This window comes from Pseudomonas sp. KH_024_B2 (assembly GCF_057839965.1).
Window position 1 is genome coordinate 1,210,840 of the sequence record NZ_CM174502.1, and the last position, 23,098, is coordinate 1,233,937.

General features: G+C 59.0%; 20 protein-coding genes and 2 tRNA genes. 6 read left to right on the forward strand and 16 right to left on the reverse strand.

All coding sequences use genetic code 11. The features are described from left to right. Positions 1 to 57: 57 nt before the first annotated feature. Positions 58 to 837 (forward strand): ferredoxin-NADP reductase, encoded by a 780-nt coding sequence (gene fpr, locus AC3I0A_RS05680; RefSeq protein WP_003443014.1) that lies wholly within the window; start codon positions 58 to 60, stop codon positions 835 to 837. A gap of 203 nt (positions 838 to 1,040) precedes the next feature. Here fpr and tsaA read toward each other — a convergent pair whose 3' ends face one another. The 6 genes from tsaA to rimO all read right to left on the reverse strand — a co-directional run bounded on the left by tsaA (position 1,041) and on the right by rimO (position 6,264). Beyond that, positions 1,041 to 1,736, reverse strand: coding sequence for a tRNA (N6-threonylcarbamoyladenosine(37)-N6)-methyltransferase TrmO (tsaA, locus tag AC3I0A_RS05685; protein WP_489376634.1), 696 nt, complete (start codon positions 1,734 to 1,736; stop codon positions 1,041 to 1,043). Positions 1,737 to 1,946: 210 nt separating this feature from the next. After that, entirely contained in the window at positions 1,947 to 2,717 is a 771-nt protein-coding gene (locus AC3I0A_RS05690) for an SDR family oxidoreductase (RefSeq protein ID WP_489376635.1), read from the reverse strand. A 133-nt stretch (positions 2,718 to 2,850) separates the two neighbouring features. After that, positions 2,851 to 3,318 carry a YehS family protein gene (locus AC3I0A_RS05695; RefSeq protein ID WP_489376636.1) on the reverse strand — a complete coding sequence of 156 codons (468 nt, stop codon included), beginning with the start codon at positions 3,316 to 3,318 and terminating at the stop codon, positions 2,851 to 2,853. Between the two features lie 75 nt (positions 3,319 to 3,393). After that, positions 3,394 to 4,104, reverse strand: coding sequence for an rRNA pseudouridine synthase (locus AC3I0A_RS05700; RefSeq protein WP_489376637.1), 711 nt, complete (start codon positions 4,102 to 4,104; stop codon positions 3,394 to 3,396). Between the two features lie 220 nt (positions 4,105 to 4,324). Beyond that, a complete protein-coding gene (locus AC3I0A_RS05705) occupies positions 4,325 to 4,798 on the reverse strand; it encodes an acetyltransferase (protein ID WP_489376638.1) in 474 nt (157 codons plus the stop codon). Positions 4,799 to 4,926: 128 nt separating this feature from the next. Continuing rightward, positions 4,927 to 6,264: a 30S ribosomal protein S12 methylthiotransferase RimO gene (gene rimO / locus AC3I0A_RS05710; RefSeq protein WP_489376640.1), complete on the reverse strand. Its 1,338-nt coding sequence runs from the start codon at positions 6,262 to 6,264 to the stop codon at positions 4,927 to 4,929. 338 nt (positions 6,265 to 6,602) lie between these two features. Between rimO and AC3I0A_RS05715 the strand changes: the two genes are divergently transcribed. After that, the gene (locus tag AC3I0A_RS05715) at positions 6,603 to 8,444 is read left to right on the forward strand and encodes a potassium transporter Kup (protein WP_489378430.1); all 1,842 of its coding nucleotides are present in this window, start codon (positions 6,603 to 6,605) and stop codon (positions 8,442 to 8,444) included. Positions 8,445 to 8,646: 202 nt separating this feature from the next. Here AC3I0A_RS05715 and AC3I0A_RS05720 read toward each other — a convergent pair whose 3' ends face one another. The 4 genes from AC3I0A_RS05720 to AC3I0A_RS05735 form a co-directional block, all read right to left on the reverse strand. Next, positions 8,647 to 9,942: a virulence factor family protein gene (locus AC3I0A_RS05720; RefSeq protein ID WP_489376642.1), complete on the reverse strand. Its 1,296-nt coding sequence runs from the start codon at positions 9,940 to 9,942 to the stop codon at positions 8,647 to 8,649. Next, the gene (gene mprF, locus AC3I0A_RS05725) at positions 9,942 to 12,584 is read right to left on the reverse strand and encodes a bifunctional lysylphosphatidylglycerol flippase/synthetase MprF (protein WP_489376643.1); all 2,643 of its coding nucleotides are present in this window, start codon (positions 12,582 to 12,584) and stop codon (positions 9,942 to 9,944) included. The genes AC3I0A_RS05720 and mprF overlap by 1 nt, the downstream gene beginning before the upstream one ends. 168 nt (positions 12,585 to 12,752) lie before the next feature. Then, positions 12,753 to 12,829: transfer RNA gene (locus tag AC3I0A_RS05730), tRNA-Met, on the reverse strand. Between the two features lie 223 nt (positions 12,830 to 13,052). After that, a tRNA-Met gene (locus AC3I0A_RS05735) sits at positions 13,053 to 13,129 on the reverse strand. A 300-nt stretch (positions 13,130 to 13,429) separates the two neighbouring features. Between AC3I0A_RS05735 and dinB the strand changes: the two genes are divergently transcribed. Continuing rightward, positions 13,430 to 14,491, forward strand: coding sequence for a DNA polymerase IV (gene dinB / locus AC3I0A_RS05740; RefSeq protein ID WP_489376644.1), 1,062 nt, complete (start codon positions 13,430 to 13,432; stop codon positions 14,489 to 14,491). 181 nt (positions 14,492 to 14,672) lie between these two features. Here dinB and AC3I0A_RS05745 read toward each other — a convergent pair whose 3' ends face one another. The 4 genes from AC3I0A_RS05745 to AC3I0A_RS05760 all read right to left on the reverse strand — a co-directional run bounded on the left by AC3I0A_RS05745 (position 14,673) and on the right by AC3I0A_RS05760 (position 19,497). Further along, complete coding sequence (locus AC3I0A_RS05745; RefSeq protein WP_489376646.1) at positions 14,673 to 15,623, reverse strand: hypothetical protein; 951 nt, start codon at positions 15,621 to 15,623, stop codon at positions 14,673 to 14,675. A 19-nt stretch (positions 15,624 to 15,642) separates the two neighbouring features. Next, a complete protein-coding gene (locus AC3I0A_RS05750) occupies positions 15,643 to 17,358 on the reverse strand; it encodes a proline--tRNA ligase (protein WP_489376647.1) in 1,716 nt (571 codons plus the stop codon). A gap of 129 nt (positions 17,359 to 17,487) precedes the next feature. Further along, entirely contained in the window at positions 17,488 to 19,074 is a 1,587-nt protein-coding gene (locus tag AC3I0A_RS05755; RefSeq protein WP_489376648.1) for an AmpG family muropeptide MFS transporter, read from the reverse strand. A 42-nt stretch (positions 19,075 to 19,116) separates the two neighbouring features. After that, positions 19,117 to 19,497: an MGMT family protein gene (locus tag AC3I0A_RS05760; RefSeq protein WP_489378431.1), complete on the reverse strand. Its 381-nt coding sequence runs from the start codon at positions 19,495 to 19,497 to the stop codon at positions 19,117 to 19,119. A 136-nt stretch (positions 19,498 to 19,633) separates the two neighbouring features. Here AC3I0A_RS05760 and AC3I0A_RS05765 point away from each other — a divergent pair, with 136 nt between their 5' ends. After that, the gene (locus AC3I0A_RS05765; RefSeq protein ID WP_489376650.1) at positions 19,634 to 20,641 is read left to right on the forward strand and encodes a DUF481 domain-containing protein; all 1,008 of its coding nucleotides are present in this window, start codon (positions 19,634 to 19,636) and stop codon (positions 20,639 to 20,641) included. 128 nt (positions 20,642 to 20,769) lie between these two features. On the opposite strand, the gene AC3I0A_RS05770 is transcribed toward AC3I0A_RS05765, so the two are convergent. Next, the gene (locus AC3I0A_RS05770) at positions 20,770 to 20,979 is read right to left on the reverse strand and encodes a cold-shock protein (RefSeq protein WP_002554837.1); all 210 of its coding nucleotides are present in this window, start codon (positions 20,977 to 20,979) and stop codon (positions 20,770 to 20,772) included. Positions 20,980 to 21,332: 353 nt separating this feature from the next. On the opposite strand from AC3I0A_RS05770, the gene dcd reads away from it, so the two are divergent. Further along, positions 21,333 to 21,899, forward strand: a complete 567-nt coding sequence (gene dcd / locus AC3I0A_RS05775; protein ID WP_489376652.1) for a dCTP deaminase — start codon at positions 21,333 to 21,335, stop codon at positions 21,897 to 21,899. A 106-nt stretch (positions 21,900 to 22,005) separates the two neighbouring features. Next, complete coding sequence (locus tag AC3I0A_RS05780; protein WP_489376653.1) at positions 22,006 to 22,215, forward strand: hypothetical protein; 210 nt, start codon at positions 22,006 to 22,008, stop codon at positions 22,213 to 22,215. A gap of 107 nt (positions 22,216 to 22,322) precedes the next feature. Here AC3I0A_RS05780 and AC3I0A_RS05785 read toward each other — a convergent pair whose 3' ends face one another. After that, complete coding sequence (locus AC3I0A_RS05785; RefSeq protein ID WP_489376654.1) at positions 22,323 to 23,087, reverse strand: ABC transporter ATP-binding protein; 765 nt, start codon at positions 23,085 to 23,087, stop codon at positions 22,323 to 22,325. Positions 23,088 to 23,098 lie beyond the last annotated feature (11 nt).

Sequence of the window (23,098 nt, forward strand, 5' to 3'; positions counted from 1 at the left end):
CTTTTTCGCAGAGCAGGCGCAGAGTATGCGCAGACAAATTCCCAGGAGTCCCCGTACATGAGCAACATGAACCACGAGCGTGTCCTCAGTGTTCATCACTGGAACGACACTCTGTTCAGCTTCAAGTGCACCCGCGATCCGGGCCTGCGCTTCGAGAACGGTCAGTTCGTGATGATCGGCCTGCAACAGCCCAATGGCCGCCCGCTTATGCGCGCTTACTCGATTGCCAGCCCGAACTGGGAAGAGCATCTCGAGTTCTTCAGCATCAAGGTTCCCGATGGTCCGCTGACTTCCCAGCTGCAGCATTTGAAGGAAGGCGACGAGATCATCATCAGCAAAAAACCGACTGGCACCCTGGTGCTGGACGATTTGAAGCCTGGCAAGCATTTGTACCTGCTCAGCACCGGTACCGGTCTGGCGCCATTCATGAGCGTTATCCAGGATCCGGAAACCTACGAGCGTTTCGAGAAAGTGATCCTGTGCCACGGCGTGCGTTACGTCAACGAAGTCGCTTACCGCGAGTTCATTACCGAGCACTTGCCGCAGAACGAATTCTTCGGCGAAGCGCTGCGTGACAAGTTGATCTACTACCCAACCGTGACCCGCGAACCATTCGAGAACGAAGGCCGTCTGACCGACCTGATGCGCAGCGGCAAGCTGTTCAGCGACATCGGTCTGCCGCCGATCAACCCGCAGGACGACCGTGCCATGCTGTGCGGCAGCCCGAGCATGCTCGACGAAACCAGCGAAGTGCTCAACAGCTTCGGTCTGAAGGTTTCTCCGCGGATGCGTGAGCCGGGTGACTATCTGATCGAGCGCGCCTTCGTCGAGAAGTAAGCTGTAGGAGAGGGTTTGCCCTGATACCAGTGGGTTAAGGTGCAGAACCTGTGGGAGCGGGCTTGCCCGCGAAGCGAACACCGCGGTTTTTCAGGCATTACGCGTTATCGTTCTTCGCGGGCAAGCCCGCTCCCACAAACGCTTGCTCCCGCTAAGCCCGCGTTGCCTGAGAAGGCAGCGCGGGCTTTTTCGATTCTGGCAATTTATTTGGCTGGGATGACTTCCAGCACGCGGATTACACCCGGCTCGGGGTAATGCCAGCGCACGTCCAGATCCCAAAACTGTGCGCCGTATTCGCGTTCCGCTGCAGGAATCTGGTAAGCCGGACGTGGGTCTTGTGCCAGGCACTGCTCGATCAGCTCCACTAATGGCTCTTGCAGGCGCTGAGCGTGCTCGTGAGCCTGTTGCAGCGCGGTGTCCGTCCACTGCACCGGAATCAACTCCGGCGCGGCGCTGGCGATGTTGTTGGAGGCTGCATCGACAATGTCCGCATAAGGCACATAGGGCTTGATGTCGAGAATGGGGGTGCCGTCCAGCAAGTCGATGCCAGAGATCCACAGGCGACTGGCTTCGACTTTGTCGAGCTTGACCACTGATTGGCCAATGCCGTTCGGGCGATGGGTGGCGCGGGTGGCGAATACGCCCATGGACTTATTGCCGCCCAGGCGGGGCGGGCGGACCTTGAGCCGTGGTTTGTCTTCCAGAGCCTGATGAAACAGGAACAGCAACCAGACATGACTGACCTGCTCAAGCCCTTGCACGGCATCGCCTTGATCAAACGGCGCGACCAGTTCCAGAACGCCACGGGCGGCCGGTGCCAGTTGCGGTTGACGCGGAATGGCGAATTTCTCCTTGAAGCAGGAGCGCACAAAGCCGATAGGGGAAACGCTGTAGGTCATGGTCTGGGGTCGAGGCGGGGTGAGGGCGAGCATGATAACCCGAGCAGCAGTGGCTTGCGCCGATCCCTGTGGCGAGGGAGCTTGCTCCCGCTGGGGTGCGAAGCGCCCCCAAAACCTACGACCGAGCTCTGTCAGGTAGAACTGGGCCTATCAGGTTTTGCGGCTGCTTCGCAACCGAGCGGGAGCAAGCTCCCTCGCCACAAAAGCCCCTCAGAGACTGAACCCACCATCCAGCGCAATAATATTCCCGGTCATATAAGCCCCGGCAGTGCTCGCCAGGCTGATGGCCAGCGCGGCCATTTCTTCCTCGCGACCCCAGCGCTTCATCGGGATCAGTGCAGTGTCTTCGGCCAGTGCCTGTTCATCGTTACCGATGTGCTGGGTCATTTTGCTCGGGAAGCGTCCGGGGGCGATGACATTGACGTTGATGTGCTGGCTGACCAGTTCACGGGCGAGAATCCGCGACAGTTGATGCAGGGCCGCCTTGCTCGGGCCGTAGGCGTAGGCCTGTTCGCCAAAGGAGGAGATACCGGCCACCGAACCGATATTGATGATTCGCGCCGGGTTCGCCGCTGAACCGGCCTTGCGCAACAATGGCAAGAACTGCTGGATGCAGTTGAACACCGAGGTCACGTTGAGTTGCATGACCTTTTCCCAGCCCTTGACCGGATAACTCTCCAGCGGTGCACCCCACGTAGTGCCGGCATTGTTCACCAGAATATCCAGGTGACTGATCTGTTCGCCCAGGCGCATGGCCAATTGCTGCACATCTTCTTCGTTGGCGAGATTGGCGGCGATGGCCTGACAGCGGCCCAAGGCACTCAATTCTTCAGCGGTCTGCTGACAGGCTTCGGCATCGCGGGCGCAGACATACACCGTCGCCCCGGCCTCGACGAAAGCCTTGGCGATCATTTTGCCGATACCACGGGTGCCGCCGGTCACCAGAGCGGTGCGGCCTTGCAGGGAAAAGTAAGGGTGCATGGCAAGTCCTGAGGGCTGAGGGTAAGTGCATACCCTAGTCGTCAGGCGCGAAAAGCGGAGCCATTATTGTGCAGCGCAATGGGCAACCATAAGGTTTCAGGTGGCTGAGAGTCGCCACCTGAAACCAGGGCAATCAGCCGCGAACGCGCAGGGTCAGGCCCTTGAGGAAATTGCGCAGCAGTTGATCACCGCAGGTGCGGTAGTTGGTGTGGCCGAACTTGCGGAACAGCGCGCTCAGCTCAGGCTTGGACACAGGGAACTCGGCGGCCTTGAGGATCGCGTGCATGTCGTCTTCCTTCAGTTCGAAGGCAACCCGCAGTTTCTTCAGGATGATGTTGTTGGTCACCGGAAGCTCGATCGGCTGCGGCGGACGGCTTTCGTCCTTGCCGCGCTTGTAGATCACCAGACCGTCGAGGAAATGCGCCATGACGTCGTCCGGGCAGCGTACGAAGCCTTCCTCGTCTTCCTCTTTCTTATCGAGGTACGTCAGCAGATCTTCCATGGACACGTCCATGCCGCCGAGCTTGATGATCTCGATGACTTTCTTGTCGCTGATGTCGAGCATGTAGCGCACGCTGCGCAGTACGTCGTTATGAATCATGGTGTGCAATCCTGATATTCAGCAGTGGGCGCCGCATAAGCAGCGGCGCCGAAATGTGTGGCGGCGGGAAAAGTCTTAGAACTTCTCTTTGCCGGACAGGTAGCGCCATTGCCCCAACGGCACTTTGCCGATGGACACGCCGCCGATGCGGATGCGGCGGATGGCGACGACCTTCAGGCCTACGGCCTGGCAGAACAGGGCGATCACGCCCGGTTGTGGGTTCTTCATCGCAAAACGCAGGCGGTTTTCGTTCTGCCAGCTGGCTTTGACCGGCGGCAGTTCCTTGCCCTTGTAGGTCAGGCCGTGATTCAGGCGGTTGAGGCCGTGAGCCACCATGTCGCCTTCAACCTCGACCACATACTCTTGCTCGATCTTGGCGGAGTCTGCGGTGAGTTTGCGCAGGATCTTCCAGTCCTGGGTGAACACCAGCAGACCGCTGGCGTTGGCCTGCAGGTCGGTGCTGGCGGTCAAGCGCAGGAAGTGGCCCTTGAGCGGACGTTTGCTGAAGCGGTGTTCTTCGCTCAGGGTTTCGGCGCTGATGGTCGCCATGGCCGTTTCCGCGTCCATGCCCGCCGGAACGTTGAACAGGATGGTCACCGGCTCCGGCGCAGTGGCCTTGGCTTCAGGATCCAGCTCGACTTTTTGCGTGCCGACCTTGAACTGCGGCTCATCGATGACTTCGCCGTCCACGGTGACCCAGCCGCCCTCGATGAACAGCTCAGCCTCCCGACGGGAACAGCCGACGAGTTCGATGAGGCGCTTGGAGAGACGAATCGGGTCAGTCATGACAGGGGCCGTAACAAAAGAGGGCGCCCATTGTACCTGCCTGGCGCCGGTTAATCGCGGGTCCATTTGAAGAGTGTGGCTTTTAGTGTGGGAGCGGGCTTGCCCGCGAAGAACGATGACGCGTAATTCCTGAAAAACCGCGGTGTTTTCTTCGCGGGCAAGTCGGATCGCCGCACCGCCGCTCCCACACTGATCCTTGTTATGTTCAGCTATGGCATTTTTAGCTGCGATGAGCTCTTTGCTGCGCCTGTTTGAAGCGCATATGCAGCAGCGGATAGGGCTGGCCCATACCATCGTGCTCCGAGCGGCCGATCACCTCGAAGCCCTGTTTGAAATAAAAGCCCAAGGCTTGCGGGTTTTGTTCATTGACGTCCAGCTCATCGGCATTGAAGTGCTCGATGGCGTACTTGAGCAATTGTTTACCCAGACCTTGGCCACGGTGGTCGGGGTCGATAAAGAGCATTTCGATCTTGCCCGCCGCGATACCGGCAAAACCGGTAATGCGTTGGCGATGATCCCGGGTGCAGATCAGCATGACCGCATCCAGGTAACGGGTCAGCACCTGCTTCTTCAGCAGTTCGATGTAGCTGTCCGGGAGGAAGTCGTGGGTGGCGCGCACCGAAGCTTCCCAGATCCGGGTCAGTTCCTGATAGTCGCTCTGTTTCGGTGTATGGATGACCGAGTGATGGCGCATGCCACCTGCTCCTTTTACGGGTTTTGGCGTAATTGCCTTGGGCACGGAATCCTTTTATTGACTGAACGATAGCCGTAAAAAAGCCCCGCATCTCGTCAAGAGAGCAGGGCTTTTCAATTTTTCACACCTTAGCGCTTTTCAGCCCAAAGGTCGTACTCGTCGGCGTCGGTCACTCGGCACCAGACCTTGTCGCCTGGTTTCAGGTCGCCGGCGTCGTCGATAAAGACGTTACCGTCGATTTCCGGAGCATCGAAGAAGCAGCGGCCAACGGCGCCTTGCTCGTCGACTTCGTCGATCAGCACTTCGATTTCCTTGCCGATGCGCAGTTGCAGGCGAGCCGAGCTGATGGCCTGTTGATGGGCCATGAAGCGCTCCCAGCGGTCCTGTTTGACGTCGTCCGGCACCACTTCCAGATCCAGGTCATTGGCCGGTGCGCCTTCGACTGGCGAGTACTGGAAGCAGCCGACGCGGTCGAGCTGGGCTTCGGTCAGCCACTTCAGCAGATACTGGAAGTCTTCTTCGGTTTCGCCGGGGAAGCCGACGATGAAGGTCGAACGGATGATCAGCTCCGGGCAGATGACGCGCCAGTTCTTGATCCGTGCCAGGGTCTTGTCTTCGAAGGCCGGACGTTTCATCGCCTTGAGCACTTTCGGGCTGGCGTGCTGGAACGGGATGTCCAGGTACGGCAGGATTTTCCCGGCGGCCATCAGCGGGATCAGCTCATCGACGTGCGGGTACGGGTAAACGTAGTGCAGACGAACCCAGACACCGAGGCTGCTCAGTGCTTCGCAGAGTTCGGTCATGCGGGTTTTCACCGGCGCGCCGTTCCAGAAGCCGGTGCGGTATTTGACGTCGACGCCGTAGGCGCTGGTGTCCTGGGAAATCACCAGCAGCTCTTTGACACCGGATTTGACCAGGCGCTGGGCTTCGTCGAGCACATCACCGACCGGGCGGCTGACCAGCTTGCCGCGCATCGAGGGGATGATGCAGAAGCTGCAGCTGTGGTTGCAGCCTTCGGAAATCTTCAGGTAAGCGTAGTGGCGCGGGGTCAGCTTGATGCCTTGCGGCGGCACCAGGTCGATCAGCGGGTTGTGATCCTGACGCGGCGGGACCACGTCGTGGACGGCGTTGACCACTTGCTCGTATTGCTGCGGGCCAGTCACCGAGAGCACACTTGGGTGAATCTTGCGGATATTGCCTTCTTCGACACCCATGCATCCGGTGACGATGACCTTGCCATTTTCCTTGATGGCTTCACCGATCACTTCCAGGGACTCGGCCTTGGCGCTGTCGATAAAACCACAGGTATTGACCACCACGACGTCGGCGTCCTGATAGGTGGACACGACTTCGTAACCTTCCATACGCAGTTGCGTCAGGATGCGCTCGGAGTCGACCAGTGCTTTCGGGCAACCCAGAGATACGAAGCCGACCTTTGGGGCGGCCGGCGTGGTGACGGTGGACATAGCTAACCTCGGTGTTTTGTGCGCCTGGAGCCGCGAGTGGCAAGGCGACGAACGGGCGCTTGGCGCGCCTCTGATCAAAAAGTGCGCAATTCTAGCGACGGGCAGCGCACTTGACCAGCTTTATGCAGGGAAATACGACGGGTGCTGCGTTATGCTTCGCAGCATTGCGCGGTAATGAATTGTTACGGTCCTGTCACCGCAAGAAAAACAGCGCATGCTGCACGGCAAAGCATAGTGCTTCTTTCAAAGAAGCCGGGTCTGAGTAACAGGAGTGGTTGATGGGTCAGGTAAGTAGTCAGGCGGCGGATGCCGAGCATTCCGTGGCGAAACCGCTGAGCATGCTGGTAGCGGCAGTCGGGGTGGTTTACGGCGATATCGGCACAAGTCCCTTGTACACCCTCAAGGAGGTGTTCTCCGGCCACTATGGGGTACAAGTCAACCAGGACGGTGTGTTCGGGATTCTGGCGCTGATTTTCTGGTCGCTGATCTGGGTGGTATCGATCAAATACGTGTTGTTCGTTTTGCGCGCCGACAACCAGGGGGAAGGCGGCATCATGGCGTTGACCGCGCTCGCCCGGCGGGCGTCGGCGAACCACCCGCGTCTGCGCACGATGCTGGTGGTCTGTGGCTTGTGCGGTGCGGCGCTGTTCTACGGCGACAGCATGATCACCCCGGCGATCTCGGTGTTGTCGGCGATCGAGGGACTGGGGCTGGCATTCGAGGGCATTGATCACTGGGTGGTGCCGCTGTCGCTGATCGTGCTGGTGGCGCTGTTTCTGATTCAGCGTCATGGCACGGCACGCATCGGCATTCTGTTCGGCCCGGTGATGGTGACCTGGTTTCTGGTACTGGGTGCGCTGGGGGTCTATGGCATCGTCCAGCACCCGCAAGTGCTCAATGCGATGAATCCGGCCTGGGGCGTGCGGTTTTTTATCGTTCATCCAGGCCTGGGTGTGGCGGTGCTCGGCGCGGTGGTGCTGGCATTGACGGGTGCCGAGGCGCTGTACGCCGACATGGGCCACTTCGGTCGCAAGCCGATTGCCCGAGCCTGGTTCATCCTGGTGCTGCCGGCGCTGGTGCTCAACTACTTCGGCCAGGGCGCGCTGTTGTTGGGCGACCCGGAAGCGGCACGTAACCCGTTTTACCTGCTGGCGCCGAGTTGGGCGCTGATCCCGCTGGTGGGGCTGTCGACCCTGGCGACGGTGATTGCTTCCCAGGCGGTGATCTCCGGTGCGTTCTCCCTGACCCTTCAGGCGATCCAGCTGGGTTATATACCGCGCATGTACATCCAGCACACCTCCAGTGCTGAAAAAGGCCAGATTTACATCGGTGCGGTGAACTGGGGGCTGATGGTCGGAGTGATTCTGCTGGTGCTTGGTTTCGGGTCTTCGGGCGCGCTGGCTTCGGCCTACGGTGTGGCGGTGACTGGCACCATGCTGATGACCACGATTCTGGTATCGGCGGTGATGTTGTTGCTGTGGAAATGGCCGCCGATCTTGACGGTGCCGATCCTGATCGGCTTCCTGCTGGTGGACGGGCTGTTCTTCGCCGCCAACGTGCCGAAAATAGTTCAGGGCGGGGCCTTTCCGATAGTGGCGGGCATCGTGTTGTTCGCGCTCATGACCACCTGGAAACGCGGTAAGCAATTGCTGGTCGAGCGTCTCGACGAAGGCGGGCTGCCGCTGCCGATTTTCATCAGCAGTATCAGTGTGCAGCCACCCCATCGAGTCCAGGGCACGGCGGTGTTCCTCACCGCGCGGCCGGATGCTGTGCCTCACGCCTTGTTGCACAACCTGCTGCATAACCAGGTGCTGCACGAGCAAGTGGTGTTGCTGACGGTGGTCTACGAAGACATCCCGCGAGTACCGGCGCAGCGGCGTTTCGAGGTGGACTCTTATGGCGAAGGTTTCTTCCGGGTGATCCTGCATTTCGGCTTTGTCGATGAACCGGATGTGCCGCAAGCACTGAAGCTCTGCCATCTGCCTGAGCTGGATTTCAGCCCGATGCGCACCACCTACTTTCTCAGCCGCGAGACGGTGATCGCCTCCAAGCTGGAAGGCATGGCGCGCTGGCGTGAGGTGCTATTCGCCTTCATGCTGAAGAACGCCAACGGCAACCTGCGGTTCTTCAACCTGCCAGTGAATCGCGTGATCGAATTGGGTACTCAAGTAGAAATGTAAGCGCTATGAAAAAGCCTGTGGGAGCGGGCTTGCCCGCGAAGACGTCATCTCAGGCGATACTTGTGTAGCGGCAAACATCGCTTTCGCGGGCAAGTCGGATCGCCGCACCGCCGCTCCCACAAGGGTGGTGCGGCGACACTGGATAGTAAAAAGCCCCCGTTGCCTTGCGGCAGCGGGGGCTTTTTTGTGGGCGATGCTCAGATCACTCTTCAGCGACCCTGGTCTTGCCCTGGCGTTTCTCTATCGCATCGACCAGGCGTTGAGCCAGGGCCGGGTAGTTCTCGTCGAAGTGGTGACCACCGGGTAGCTTCATGGCTTCACCGACTGCGGTCTTGTCGGTGCAACCGCTTTCGTCGACTTCTTCTTCGCCGTAGATGCACAGCACTTTGTCTGCTGGCAGCCTGGCCATTTCCGGGCCGGTGGCGGCTTCCTTGCCGGCGTTGCCGAGCCAGCCTTCAACTTCGATTTCGAAACTGCCAGTGCGGGCGAAGGCCAACAGGATAATGGCGTCGACCCGTTGCTGTTCGGCTTCTGGCAGGCGGTTGTAGATGGCTGGCAGTACGTCGGCGCCGAAGGAGTAACCGGTCAGCACGAAGCGCTTGGTGCCCCATTTCTGCCGGTAGTGCTGCATCAGTTCAGCGAGGTCAGTGGCGCTTTGCTCCGGGCTCTTGTGCTGCCAGTAGTAGCGCAGGGTGTCGATACCGACCACTGGATAGCCGATCTTGGCCATTTCGCCGGCCACGTCACGGTCCAGATCGCGCCAACCGCCATCGCCGGACAGGAACAGGGTCACGGTGTCCTTGGCCTGGCCGGCAGGTACTTCGACCACCGGGATGTTCAGGCCGCCATTGCCCTTGTCTGAACCCATGAGCGTCTTGCGCAGTTCATTGTTCAGGACTTGCGGCAAGTTGATGTCGTAGTCGCTGATGCTGGTTTCGGCATTGGGTTGATCGCGGACGAAACCGGCGCTGGTGTCGTCGGGGTTGTCGTTCCAGGCCACCAGCCAGTGACCGTGAGCGGCAGTCTTGGGCAGCAGGTGAGTGCAGCCGGGTTTTTCCAGTGCCAGATCCACCGAAATGGCCAGCGCCTTGTCATTGGTTTGCTCGGCCAGCCAGCGCCAGGCCAGCACGGCTCCAGGGCCGATGCCGCTGACCAGGGTCGCGGGGCCGTTGAGTTGTTTCAGGGCCGCTTGCAATGCACGCCCCTGCAGCATGCAATCCTTGGGCAGGATCACCTGAACGATCTGCGCCGCGCCGCCACGGCTCAGGGTCAGCAGTTGTTTGTCGTTGAGCTTTTGTTCGTCGGTAACGGCCACCACCACCTGGGCGTGCGGCGCGGTGCCAGGAATGACCCGGGTGGTTGTCGAACCGTCGGCCTGTATCAAGTGTTCAAGTGTCGGTTCCGGCGCTGGGCGGTTCCAGAACCAATAGCCGCCACCGAGGATCAGGGCAAGCACCACCAGAGTGGCCAGTAAATACCGCCAGGCGCGTTGAATCATCAGCGTTTCACCAATCCAGTCAAGCCGCCCGCAATCAGGGCGGCGGTATCGGCCAGTGCCACCAGCGGATCGAGTCCGGCGGGCACGGCCATGTAACGGGGTTCCCAGTCAGGCTGGAACTTGTCTTTGAAGCGACGCAACCCCTGGAAGTTATAGAGTTGCTCGCCGCGGCGGAACACCATCGAGCCGAGGCGCTGGGTCAAGGGAGCGCCGCGACGGGGTTGTAGACCCGACAACGGCACCATGCCCAGACTGAAACGTGCATATCCATGATTTTTATAATGCTGAATCAGGCCGACCATCATGAACTCCATGGTCAGTTTGGGTGCTTCAGGGTGGGCGCGCATCAGGTCGAGGCTGGCCAGTTCATGGCCATAAGTCTCGAGCAGGTTGGCGAACGCCACCGGGCGCCCTTCAAAACGGATGATCGCAACGCGGAAATGCTTGAGGTAGTCCTCGCTGAATCGACCGAGGGAGAAGCCTTTCTCGCGCACGTTCTTGCCGGTCAGCCAGGCATCGGAAATGACTTTCAGTTCATCCATTGGCGCATGGCCGGGCTCATGGATTTCCAGCGACAGGCCATCCCGGGTGCCACGGTTCCAGGTGTAACGCAAGTCCTTCATCTCTTTGCCTTTGGCCTCGAGATCGAAGCACTGCAAATCGACCCGGGCTTCTTCACCGAGTTTGATCGCGGTCAGGCCGATGTCCATGTAGTACGGCAGGTTTTCGGCGCGCACCTGATAGAACACCGGGCGGGCGTGATGAATGTCGCAAAGGTCGCGGAATTGCCAGATCATCTCGGCCCGCTGCTGGGCCGGACCGATCGGGTCGTAGAGTGCAACCAGGCTGCGGCCACGGCGGGCGTACATCAGGAACGCGTCGTCGTTGGGATGAAACAGCAACGCCTTGTCGCCGGTCAGGGCCAGGCCGCCGTCCGGCTGGGCCGAGGCCATGAGAATCTTTACCGCCCGATCCAGTTCTTCGGCGGTCGGCAGGTGGATCACCGGGCGCGCGGTGCGCAGCAGCCAGGTCAATGACACCACCACCAGCAGCACCGCGGCGCCGAGCAGCGAACGCAAGCTGCGCGGAGCATCAGCGTCGAGGGCGAACTGCCACCAGAGTTGATGGCTGTAGGGCACATCCTGGTAAGCGAACAGCAGCAGCCAGATCGAAGCGCCCAGCACGCAAACACTGGACACCAGATACAGCGGCGAGAATGGCACTTCGGTCAGTCGGCTCGGGCGATAGAACGAACGGCGGAATACCGCCAACAGGGTGGCAGTCAGGGTCATCAGGCTGGCTTCTTCCCAGTCGAACCCTTTGAGCAAAGAGAGCAGGGCGCCCACCAGCAGCAGAATGGTGGTGAGCATCCAGGCTGCCGATAGTCGACGGCGCAGGCCTTGAGCGAGCAACAGGCAGAGCACGCCGATCAGGCTGGCACCAAAGTGCGAGGCGTCGACCAGGCGGTGGGGGATCAGAAAGCCGATGTGTTCCAGGCGCGTGTCGATTTCGGGTGTGACACCGGAAAACAGCAACACCACGCCGGACAGGAACACCAGTACCGCGAGGATTGGCGCGGCCAGGCCCGAGGCTACCCGCAGTGATTGGCGAGATTGAAACAGCCGTTGCGCTTCGCTGATCAGCAACAGCAGGCAAGCCACCAGCAGCGGCAGGATTACGTAGATCAGGCGATACAGCAGCAAGGCTGCCGCCAGTGGCGCGGCACCGAGTTTGTCGGCAAAGGCCGCCAGCAGAATCGCTTCGAACACCCCGACGCCGCCGGGCACATGGCTGAGTACACCGCCAGCCAGTGCCAGCAGGTAGACCAGCATGAATGCACCGAACGGCGGCGCTTCTGGCAGCAATAGATAGAGCACGATGGCGGCAGCGGCCACGTCCAGCGCCGTAATCACTAGCTGCAGGAAGGTCAGGCGGCGGCCTGGCAGGCGCAGGGTGCGACGTCCGATCCGGACCAGCAGATTGTCCGGGAGCGGTTGTTCCGGCAGGCGACGGCGGTAGATGCCAATCGCCAGTACCGTGCCAAGGAGCAGAACTGCAATTGCAATCGCGCCCAGCAGCGGCTCCGACAGGCGTAACGCGGCAGAGGCGGCTGGCAGGTTGCTGAGGGTGGCCAGGGCTGCCAGCGGCGGCAAGGCGCAGCCCAGCGACAGGCTGGCAAACAACGTCATGCGCGCGACTTCAGACGCCCCCAGACCAAAGCGTGCATATAAGCGGTAACGCACCGAACCGCCGGACAGCAGCGAAAGGCCAATGGCGTTGCCGATGGCGAATGCGGTGAATCCCCCCAGGGCGAGCGCGCGCGGCGGCAACTTCACGCCGGCATAACGGCTGGCTGACCACTCGTACCCCAGCAGAATGATGAAGCCAGCGATGGTCGCCCCCACTGCGCCGAGCAAGGCCGGCTTTGGCACTTCCAGGATTGAGTCGTGCAGGGCATTCAGATCGAGTTCGCTCAGCAGCTGGCGACAGGCAACCAGCGCGATAGCGAACAACAACAGAGTAACGGCCAGACCGATGGGGTGACGGTATTTGCTCAACCGGTCCAGCCAGCGCAGGCGAGTAATTGTGATCGGTTGGTTCGCTGTGACAGTGTCCTGTGAATCAGACGAGTTGGTGCGCATCAATCACCTCTTGGATTGTGCGCGACAGGATGGGGGTATCCAGCCAAGTTACCAATCCCTATGGAAAAATATTTTCAAATGTTTGTGGCGAGGGGTGGTCATTGTTACTGAGGGGTTTTTCGACAGATACAAAAAAGGCCACTCTTTCGAGTAGCCTTTTTTGATGTTTGGTTGCGGGAGCCGGATTTGAACCGACGACCTTCGGGTTATGAGCCCGACGAGCTACCAGACTGCTCCATCCCGCGTCTGTGTGGCGGCATTCTACAGGCGATCGCCTGAGTGTCAACCGTTAATACTCTAAAGGGTTAAATAAGCGTAAATAAGCGGCGGACGGTCGGCAGGGCGGGATAAGTGCCAGAAACACAAAGGATTTTCCTTTTGCCCCGTTCGGTCGCTGGTGTCGCTGGAGGGGATAAAATTCGACACGCACAAAAAAGGCCACTCTTTCGAGTAGCCTTTTTTGATGTTTGGTTGCGGGAGCCGGATTTGAACCGACGACCTTCGGGTTATGAGCCCGACGAGCTACCAGACTGCTCCATCCCGCGTCTGTGTGTCGGCATTCTACAGAGGATCGCCGGGGTGTCAACCTGTAATTATAAAAAACTTCTTCCTGTTCAATCGCTTAGCTTGGCAGAGGGAAGGCAGATTAGCCTTCAGGGCAGGCTGTGTAAGGCTCTCAGCTCTATCGGTGGGTTTGTTCTGATTGAAAAAATACATTCATCGAAGGTTTTTCCTACGTGCGCCGGCGAAGATTCAAAGTACTGGTGCTATGTACAGGTGTCGGTGAGATACTGCCCATCTGTTCCATCTTTATCTCTTTTGTCCTCAACGAACACTGTCTTTATATGACGCAGCGCAAAATTATCCACGTCGACTGTGATTGTTTTTATGCCGCTATCGAGATGCGCGACGACCCGCGTCTGGCCAGTAAACCACTGGCTGTCGGTGGTTCGGCGCAGCAGCGTGGGGTGATTGCCACCTGTAACTATGAAGCGCGGGCCTATGGGGTGCGCTCGGCCATGTCTTCCCGGCATGCCTTGAAACTCTGTCCGGACCTGGTGATCGTCAAGCCGCGTATGGATGCTTATAAAGAAGCATCGAAAGAGATTCAGACGATCTTTCGCGAGTACACCGACCTGATCGAGCCGCTATCCCTGGATGAGGCTTATCTCGACGTTTCCGATTGCCCACATTTTGCCGGCAGCGCCACGCGCATCGCGCAAGATATCCGCCGGCGCGTCTCCAATCAGTTGCACATCACGGTCTCGGCGGGCGTGGCGCCGAACAAGTTCCTCGCCAAGATCGCCAGCGACTGGAAAAAACCTAACGGTTTGTTCGTGATCACCCCGGATCAGGTCGAGGATTTTGTTTCCGCTTTGCCGGTCAGCAAGCTGCACGGGGTGGGGAAGGTCACGGCGGACAAGCTGGGAAGGCTCGGTATCGTCAATTGCCTGGAGCTGCGGGACTGGAGCAAGTTGGCGCTGGTGCGCGAATTCGGCAGTTTTGGCGAGAGGCTGTGGGGGCTGGCCCGCGGGATTGATGATCGTCCGGTGCAGAATGACAGTCGACGTCAGTCTGTCAGCGTCGAAAATACCTACGATGTGGACTTGCCCGATCTGACCAGCTGCCTGGAAAAATTACCGGAGTTGCTGGAAACCCTGACCGCCCGCATGGCGAGGATCGACAGCAGTTATCGGCCGGGTAAGCCTTTCGTCAAAGTGAAGTTCCATGATTTCACCCAGACCACTCTGGAGCAGGCCGGAGCAGGGCGGGATCTGGAGGGGTATCGGCAATTGCTGACCCAGGCTTTCAATCGGGGCGGCAAGCCGGTGCGGCTATTGGGGATAGGCGTGCGTTTGCAGGATCTGCGCGGTGGGCATGAGCAGTTGGAGTTGTTTAGCCGTTAGTGTTGGATATTCGGTTCTGTGACTTCGAGCGCAGACCTGTGGCGAGGGAGCTTGCTCCCGCTCGGCTGCGCAGCAGATGCGGTTTACCTGAAGCGCCGCGGCGCCTGGTTTTGGGGGCGCTTCGCGACCCAGCGGGAGCAAGCTCCCTCGCCACAAATGCCCGCGAAGCTTTTCAGGTCAATCAAGCCCCAGGATCTGCCACCAATCGTCCGGCATCCTTGGTCAGTGACTTGAGGAATTCACGCTGCAATTCAGGATCATTGCGAGTCAATTCGATCAGGCTCTGTTCCAGCTCGCTGGCTTCTTCTTCCAGACCCAGTTCCGACAGACGTTTTACCCGGTGTACCCACTGGCTGACTTCGTCATCTTCGAGGTCATCGTAAATCAGGCCGTGGGCTTCCAGCATCTTGCCGCGCAAGGTGCTGCTGATCGCCAGGGATGAGTCGGTATGCACGTCATCCTGAGCGTCTTTGACGCTGATCTGCAGCTTGTCGATGTGGTTCAGGTCCTGTTCGGCAAACGGGCTGTCCAGCAGATTCAAGCGCAGGATGCCATTACGATCAGTGCTCAGATCAAAGGTTTGCTTGCCGGCCTTGACCTGCACCGGACGCTCGCTCCACGGCAGGCTCGAATATTCCAGGCGTTTGTCACGCTGGGTTTCGTCGATTCCGGCCAGGTTCTGCTGTGCGCGACCATGAGACTGCACGTTCATGGCCGGGTTGAGCCCGGCAAAACCGTAGCTGATCCAGTCTCTGGTTATGCTGTCTGGCAGGCTGCCGAAGGCGAACACGTTGACAATGTTCGCGCCCACACCTGCGACCACCGCCACCGCGCCCAGCGGAATCTCGTAAATCTCCCGCCAGGGTTGATAAGGCGTGTAACGGTCATAGTTACGGGTGACTTCGAACTCGGTGACTTCGAAGGTCTTCTGCTCGTGGATTCGCACTCGGCGTTGCGGCAGCTCAAGCACCTTAGGCTCGCCGACATCGATCTGCAGGCTGTGCTCGAGCAATTTGCGCTCGATACGCTCCTCGTGCTCGCTGCGTTGCGACATCTGATTGGCACAGCCGCTGACCAGCAGGGTGCCGCACAGGGCGGCACCACCGAGGCTTAAGGTGTTTCGCTTGAACATGACTTCTCTTGATCTGGTTTCAGCGGCGGATACGGGCTTGGAGGAAGGACAGCACGTCGGCGACCGGCAGCGCTTGCGCCTCGGCCTCGGTGCGGCTCTTGTATTCCAGGTTGCCTTCGGCGAGGCCGCGGTCACTGACCACGATCCGGTGTGGAATGCCGATCAGCTCCATGTCCGCGAACTTGATGCCCGGGCTGGTTTTCTTGTCGCGGTCGTCCAGCAGCACTTCGAAACCGGCAGCCGTCAATTCGGCATACAGTTTGTCGGTGGCTTCGCGAACCAGTTCTGTTTCATAGCGCAGCGGTACCAGGGCGATCTGGAACGGCGCGAGGCTGTCGCCCCAGATGATGCCGTTCTCGTCGTTGTTCTGTTCGATGGCAGCCGCAACAACACGCGAAACGCCGATGCCGTAGCAACCCATGGCCAGGGTGACAGGCTTGCCGTTTTCACCGAGGACCTGGCACTTCATCGCTTCGCTGTACTTGGTGCCCAGCTGGAAGATGTGCCCGACTTCGATGCCGCGTTTGATTTCCAGGGTGCCTTTGCCGTCCGGGCTTGGATCGCCGCTCACGACATTGCGCAGGTCCGCGACGGTCGGAACCGGCAGATCGCGCTCCCAGTTGACGCCGAAGTAGTGCTTGTCGTCGATGTTGGCGCCGATGCCGAAGTCGCTCATCAGCTCGACCGAGCGGTCGATGATGATCGGCAATGGCAGGTTCAACGGGCCGAGGGAGCCGGCGCCGGCGCCAATGGCGTCACGCAGTTCGGCTTCAGAGGCCATGACCAGCGGGCTGGCAACGCCTGGCTGGTTGGCGGCCTTGATTTCGTTCAGATCGTGGTCGCCGCGAATGATCAGCGCGATCAGCTTGCCTTTTTCTTCGGCATGAACCACCAGGGTCTTGATGGTCTTTTCAATCGGCAGATTGAAGCCTTCGACCAGTTGCGCGATGGTTTTGGCGTTTGGCGTATCGACCAGACGCAGCTCTTCGGCAGGCAGCACGCGCGAGGTTTCCCGAGGAACGGCCTCGGCCTTCTCGATGTTCGCCGCGTAGTCGGAGCCGTTGCTGAAGACGATATCGTCTTCGCCGGATTCGGCCAATACGTGGAACTCGTGGGAGCCAGCACCACCAATGGAGCCGTTGTCGGCTTCAACCGGGCGGAACTTCAGGCCCAGTCGGGTGAATACGTTGCAGTACGCCTGGTGCATGCGGTCGTAGGTGACCTGCAGCGATGGCTGGTCTGCGTGGAAGGAGTAAGCGTCCTTCATGATGAACTCGCGACCGCGCATCAAACCAAAGCGTGGACGGATTTCATCGCGGAATTTGGTCTGGATCTGGTACAGGTTGATCGGCAGCTGTTTGTAGCTGCTCAACTCGTTGCGCATCAGATCGGTGATCACTTCTTCGTGGGTCGGGCCGGCGCAGAAGTCGCGGCCATGGCGATCCTTGAAGCGCAGCAGTTCAGGGCCGTACTCTTCCCAGCGACCGGATTCCTGCCACAGCTCAGCCGGTTGGGTGCTGGGCATCAACACTTCAAGAGCGCCAGCGGCGTTCATTTCTTCGCGAACGATGGCTTCAACCTTGCGCATTACCCGCAGGCCCATGGGCAGCCAGGTGTACAGGCCAGAGGCCAGTTTGCGGATCATACCGGCGCGCAGCATCAGCTGATGGCTGATCACGACCGCATCGGAAGGCGTTTCTTTCTGTGTGGCGAGCAAATATTGACTGGTGCGCATGGTTGGCCGTTGTCGGTTGCTGATGACTAGAAATGACGGAGCATTGTACGGGCGAGATCTGTTTGCGTACAGGATTGCAGCCGGGCGAACCGGGGAGCCAGACGAAAGCCGACAGTCCCCGGAGGTTTGCTAAAGTTCTTCGCGGACTTTGGTTGCTTCGTTGACTTCCTTGATCTCGTTGACTTCGCCGGCCGCGGCGGCATTCGCGCGGGCGCGGCGGGTTTCCTGATACCAGTGCAGGGCGATCAACAGCAGGGTCGGAATGCCGAGCAGGGCGGTGATCAGGAAAAAGTCGTGATAGCCGAACTTCTCCACCATCACTCCAGAATAGCCACCAATCAGGCGTGGCAGCAAGAGCATGATCGAGCTGAGCAGGGCGTATTGAGTGGCGGAAAACTTCAGGTTGGTCAGGCTCGACAGGTAAGCGACAAAGGCTGAGGTGGCCAGTCCTGAGCTGAAGTTGTCCAGCGAGATGGTGCCAATCAGCATATTCAGGTTGGCGCCCATGCCGGCGAGCATCAGGAACAGCAGGTTGGTGCCTGCCGAGGCTGCGCCGCCAATGAGCAGGATCGGCAGGATCCCGAAGCGCACGATCAGCAAACCGCCCATCCCGGCGCCGACCAGGGTCATGATCAGGCCGAAAATCTTGCTGACACTGGCGATCTGATCCTTGGTGAATCCCTGGTCGATATAGAACACGTTGGCCATCACGCCCATGACCGTGTCGGACATCCGATAGGTGGCGATCAGTCCCAGCAGCAGGAGAGCCTGCCAGCGGTAGCGCAGGATAAAATCGTTGATCGGTGTCAGCACCGGCGCCAGGCCGCGGCGACCCATGCTCGAGAGGCACAAGGCCGTCAGAGTGGTGTAGAGGATGGCTCGCAGGAACGCGCGGTCCTCCAATAGCAGGTCCAGCAGGCTGACACTGTCAAACAGCACGCTGGCGAAGTCGGTGTTGTAGAACTGGGTGAACATCGCCGGAACTGAAACCAGCAGCACGATCAGTACGAATACCGATGCCAATTGATGCACGAAGCTGTAGCGGCCGGCCGATAGCTGGGTGCGTAGCGGCACCGGCGGTTCGCGCATGAGAAAGGTGGTGAGCAGTGCCGGGACCATCAATGCACCGAACAGAATGTAGGTGCCGGCCCACGCCGAATGTTTGTAGTTGAAGCCGGTGGAGCCGAAGCCTTCGGCGAAGAACAGCGCACCGGCAGTTGCCAGCAGTGCCGCGACCCGATAGCCGGACATATAAGCGGCGGCCAGTGCGGCCTGGCGGCTGTCTTCGGCAATCTCCAGGCGATAGGCGTCAATCGCAATATCCTGGGTGGCCGAGGCGAAAGCGACGACCACCGCAATGGCGATCAGCCAGGACAGATGTTTTTGCGGGTCGCAGAAGCCCATGCCGATCAGTCCGAGGATGACCAGCGATTGAGCAAGTACCAACCAGGATCGACGACGCCCGAGTTTGCTGAGCAGTGGCAGGCGCCACTGGTCGAGCAACGGTGACCATACCCATTTAAAGGCATAGGCCAGACCGATCAGGCTCGCGTAGCCAATGGTTTCACGGGCCACACCGGCTTCGCGCAACCAGACCGAAAGCGTCGAAAACACCAGCATATAGGGCAGGCCGGCGGCAAAACCAAGCAGCAACAACACAAGCGTCGAAGGGCTGGCATAGGCGGCGAGCGCGGCGCGCCAGGTATTAGGGGGCATGGGCTGGAGTCTGCCTCAGATTACGTAAACAAAGCGCGCACTCTAACCGCTGTGCTCTACCGGGCGCCAGCCATGGCGCTGAATATCAACACGATTGTTCAGGATACTGATGCCCTCCATACGTAAACGCGCGCGCTGCTCGTCACCCGAAGCACTACCGGCCGGCAAGCTGAGACGCCCGTCGGCCCCGAGAACGCGATGCCAGGGCAATTTGGTATCGCCGGGCAATTGGCTGAGTGTACGGCCGACCCAGCGTGCCGCGCGACCCAGCCCGGCCAGCTCAGCCAGCTGACCATAACTCACCACTTTACCTGCGGGCACTTGGGCGAGTGTGAGGTAGAGCGCCGTGCGTCGGATTTGCGCCGGGTTTTCGGTTTCAGCAGGTATTTCAGTCACGTTCAGGGTTCCTGAAGGAGTTCGGATTACCGTCTGTAGAGTAAGTCCTGAATGGCTGGATGAGAAATGAACTCAATGCCAATGGTCAGGTCAGTCTTTGTTCGGGCTTTCTCTATGGGGATAATGCCGCCTTTTTTCGCAAGCTTGAGTCCTGTATTTACTTATGTTGTCCAGAACCCTGTTGTGCCTCGCTGTCGTCAGTGCCTCCACGCCCTTGCTCGCCGATACCGTCTGGTTGAAGAACGGTGACCGTTTGAGCGGCAAGATCAATGTCTTCGATGGCGGAAAACTGCTGATCCAGACCGAATATGGCGGTGCTATCCCGATTGACTGGAAGCAGGTCAAAACCCTGGAGAGCGATCAGCAGCTGCTGGTCAAGCAGGATGCCTACACCGGTGAGGTGGCCAAGTCCCTGCATGCGGCAGAGGATGGCAAGGTAACCCTGGCCAACGGTGATACACCGAAAACCGTTGAGCTGGCCAGTATTCAGCAGATCCTCAAACCCAAACCGGTCGTCGAAGATCTGGTGTGGAAGGGCAACGTTGATGTGGCACTGGACTATCAGCGTGCCGAAAAAGACAGCGACCGTTATGACGCTGATTTCAAGACTGTTGCGCGTCACGGCAGGTGGCGGCATACGGCCGAAGGCGAATACAACCGCGAGTTCCAGGAAGATGTGGTAACCACTGATAACTGGAAGGCCGAATATGCGCTTGACCGCTTCATTACCGAAAAGTGGTTCTGGCAGGGGCGCCTGAGCTATAAGCGCGACAAAGTCGAAGAGCTGGCCCGCCAGCGTACCGTCGGTACCGGTCCGGGTTATCAATTCTGGGATAACGAGCTGGGGGCGTTTTCCCTCGGTTCATTGCTGAACCGGACCGACTACGAGTATTCGAACGGCGGCAAGGACAACTTCTATTCCCTGGCGATGAAGTGGGGCTACAACCGTTACCTGGTGGGCAAGAAAGTCGAGTTCTTCACTAACGGCGAGGTTGGAAAACCACTGGGTGGCGTGGCCAATTATGCGCTCGACGCCGAGCTCGGCTTGCGCTATCGGGTTACTGACTGGGCGTCGCTCAACCTCAAGGCGGAGAAGGACATCATCAGCGGCACCGACAAGGCGGATTTGGACAAGACCCGCTATACCGCCGGCTTTGGCGTTACCTGGTAACTGACGCAATATCGTTCTGAGGCAGGGTTGAGCGGCTCAACCTGTTTCAGGGCGTCGTTCAGAACAAAACAGACAGGCACAAAAAAGCCCCGCTTTTGAGGGCGGGGCTTTTGCTGTATCAGTACAAGTTAGATAACTTGAACTTCTTCAGCTTGCATGCCTTTCTGACCGCGGGTAGCGATGAAAGAAACCTGTTGGCCTTCTTTCAGGCTTTTGAAGCCGTCGGATTGGATAGCTTTGAAGTGAACGAACAGGTCGTCACCGGATTGTGGAGTGATGAAGCCGAAGCCTTTTTCATCGTTGAACCACTTAACGGTACCAGTTTGGCGATTAGACATGGTGTATCTCCTTGGACAAAGTTAACTGCGACTCAGGAAAAGCCCTGGCCGAGACTGAGTGCAAAGAGCAGGAAAAATTCTTGGAGATGGTTGGATCGAAATTCAACATATCGTGTAGAGATTCTCAGTGACACAAGCAGCACAGTGGCGCCACCTTAACCCTTTTTCCGGAACGTGCCAATGGTCTTTGCGAAGGTTTCTCTATTTTCATGACTGACGGTGCATGCATGAGGCGCCAAGCCTTAACTATTGCGGGGATCGGCGAGAAAAGCGCCCCAGACTTTGAACCCGGCGGCGCGCCCCGGTAAGATGCCGGACAGAATTTTTCCACCTCGCTATTCAGGACACCCGCCATGAGCATCAAATCGGACAAGTGGATTCGCCGCATGGCGCAAGAGCACGGCATGATCGAGCCCTTCGTAGAGCGTCAGGTGCGCGGCGAAGGCGCTGACCGGGTGATTTCCTTCGGCGTTTCGAGCTACGGCTACGACGTGCGTTGCGCGGATGAATTCAAGGTATTCACCAATATCAACTCGGCGACCGTCGATCCGAAAAACTTCGATGAGAAGAGTTTCGTCGACGTCAAAAGCGATGTGTGCATTATCCCGCCGAACTCCTTCGCCCTGGCCCGGACCGTGGAGTTTTTCCGCATTCCGCGCAACGTACTGACGATCTGCCTGGGTAAAAGCACCTATGCCCGTTGCGGCATCATCGTCAACGTCACCCCGCTCGAGCCAGAGTGGGAAGGCCATGTGACCCTGGAATTCTCCAACACTACCACGCTGCCGGCGAAGATCTACGCCAATGAAGGTGTCGCACAGATGCTGTTCTTCGAATCCGACGAAGCCTGTGAAGTCTCTTATAAAGACCGTGGCGGCAAGTATCAGGGCCAGCTGGGCGTCACCCTGCCGCGTACCTGATTCAGGCATCTGACGAACAGTTGGAATTCTTGAGTGAGCAGATACTCTATTGAGAGTACTGCTCCGGTTCGCGCAATGTGAGCCGGGCTATCTCAGGGAGTGCCCTATGAAAATCGATCCGCGAATAAGTGCTGAACTGGCGAGGCTTGAACCCAATCAGGTCGGCCTGCTTGCCTGGTCATTGCTGGCGCATCCGTCGGTCAACATGGCAGGTGGCATTCCTGGCCAACCTGACCCGGACACCCCGAATGAACAGCCTACCGAACCCGGCGAGCCAACCCTGCCGGATGAGCCGCCTCCCGCACCTGTTGTTTGATCAGACGCTCCTGTAGGAGCGTGGCTTGCCCGCGATGGGGACGCTTGGGTCAATATGACTGACCGCGTTATCGTTCATCGCGAGCAAGCTCGGCTCCTACAGTAGGGTTATTTCAGGTTTCCACTCAAAAACTGCTTCAACCGCTCGCTCTTCGGATTGCCCAGCACCTCCTCCGGCGTACCTTCTTCTTCCACCAGTCCCTGATGCAGAAACAGCACCTGGCTGGATACCTTGCGGGCAAAGCTCATTTCGTGAGTCACCATGATCATGGTCCGGCCTTCTTCCGCCAGGCCCTGGATGACCTTGAGCACTTCGCCCACCAGTTCCGGGTCGAGCGCCGAGGTCGGTTCGTCGAACAGCATGACTTCCGGTTCCATCGCCAATGCCCTGGCGATGGCCACGCGCTGTTGCTGGCCGCCTGAGAGGAACGCCGGGTATTGATCGGCAACCCGGGCGGCGAGGCCGACTTTATCCAGATAGCGACGGGCGCGGTCTTCGGCGTCTTTCTTGCTGACACCCAGCACCCGGCGCGGCGCCATGCTGATGTTTTCCAGCACCGTCATGTGACTCCACAGGTTGAAGTGCTGGAACACCATCGCCAGACGTGTGCGGATCCGTTGCAATTCGGCTTCATCGGCCACCCGTATGCCATGCCGGTCCTTGATCATGCGGATCGGCTGGTCGTCCAGGCTCATGGCGCAGTCGTTGGGCTGTTCGAGAAAGTTGATGCAGCGCAAAAAGGTACTTTTGCCCGAGCCGCTGGCGCCGATCAGGCTGATCACGTCACCGGTTTTGGCCTTGAGCGAAACGCCTTTGAGCACTTCATTGTCGCCGTAGCATTTATGCAGGCCTTCAACGGTCAGTTTGTACATGGGGCAATGCA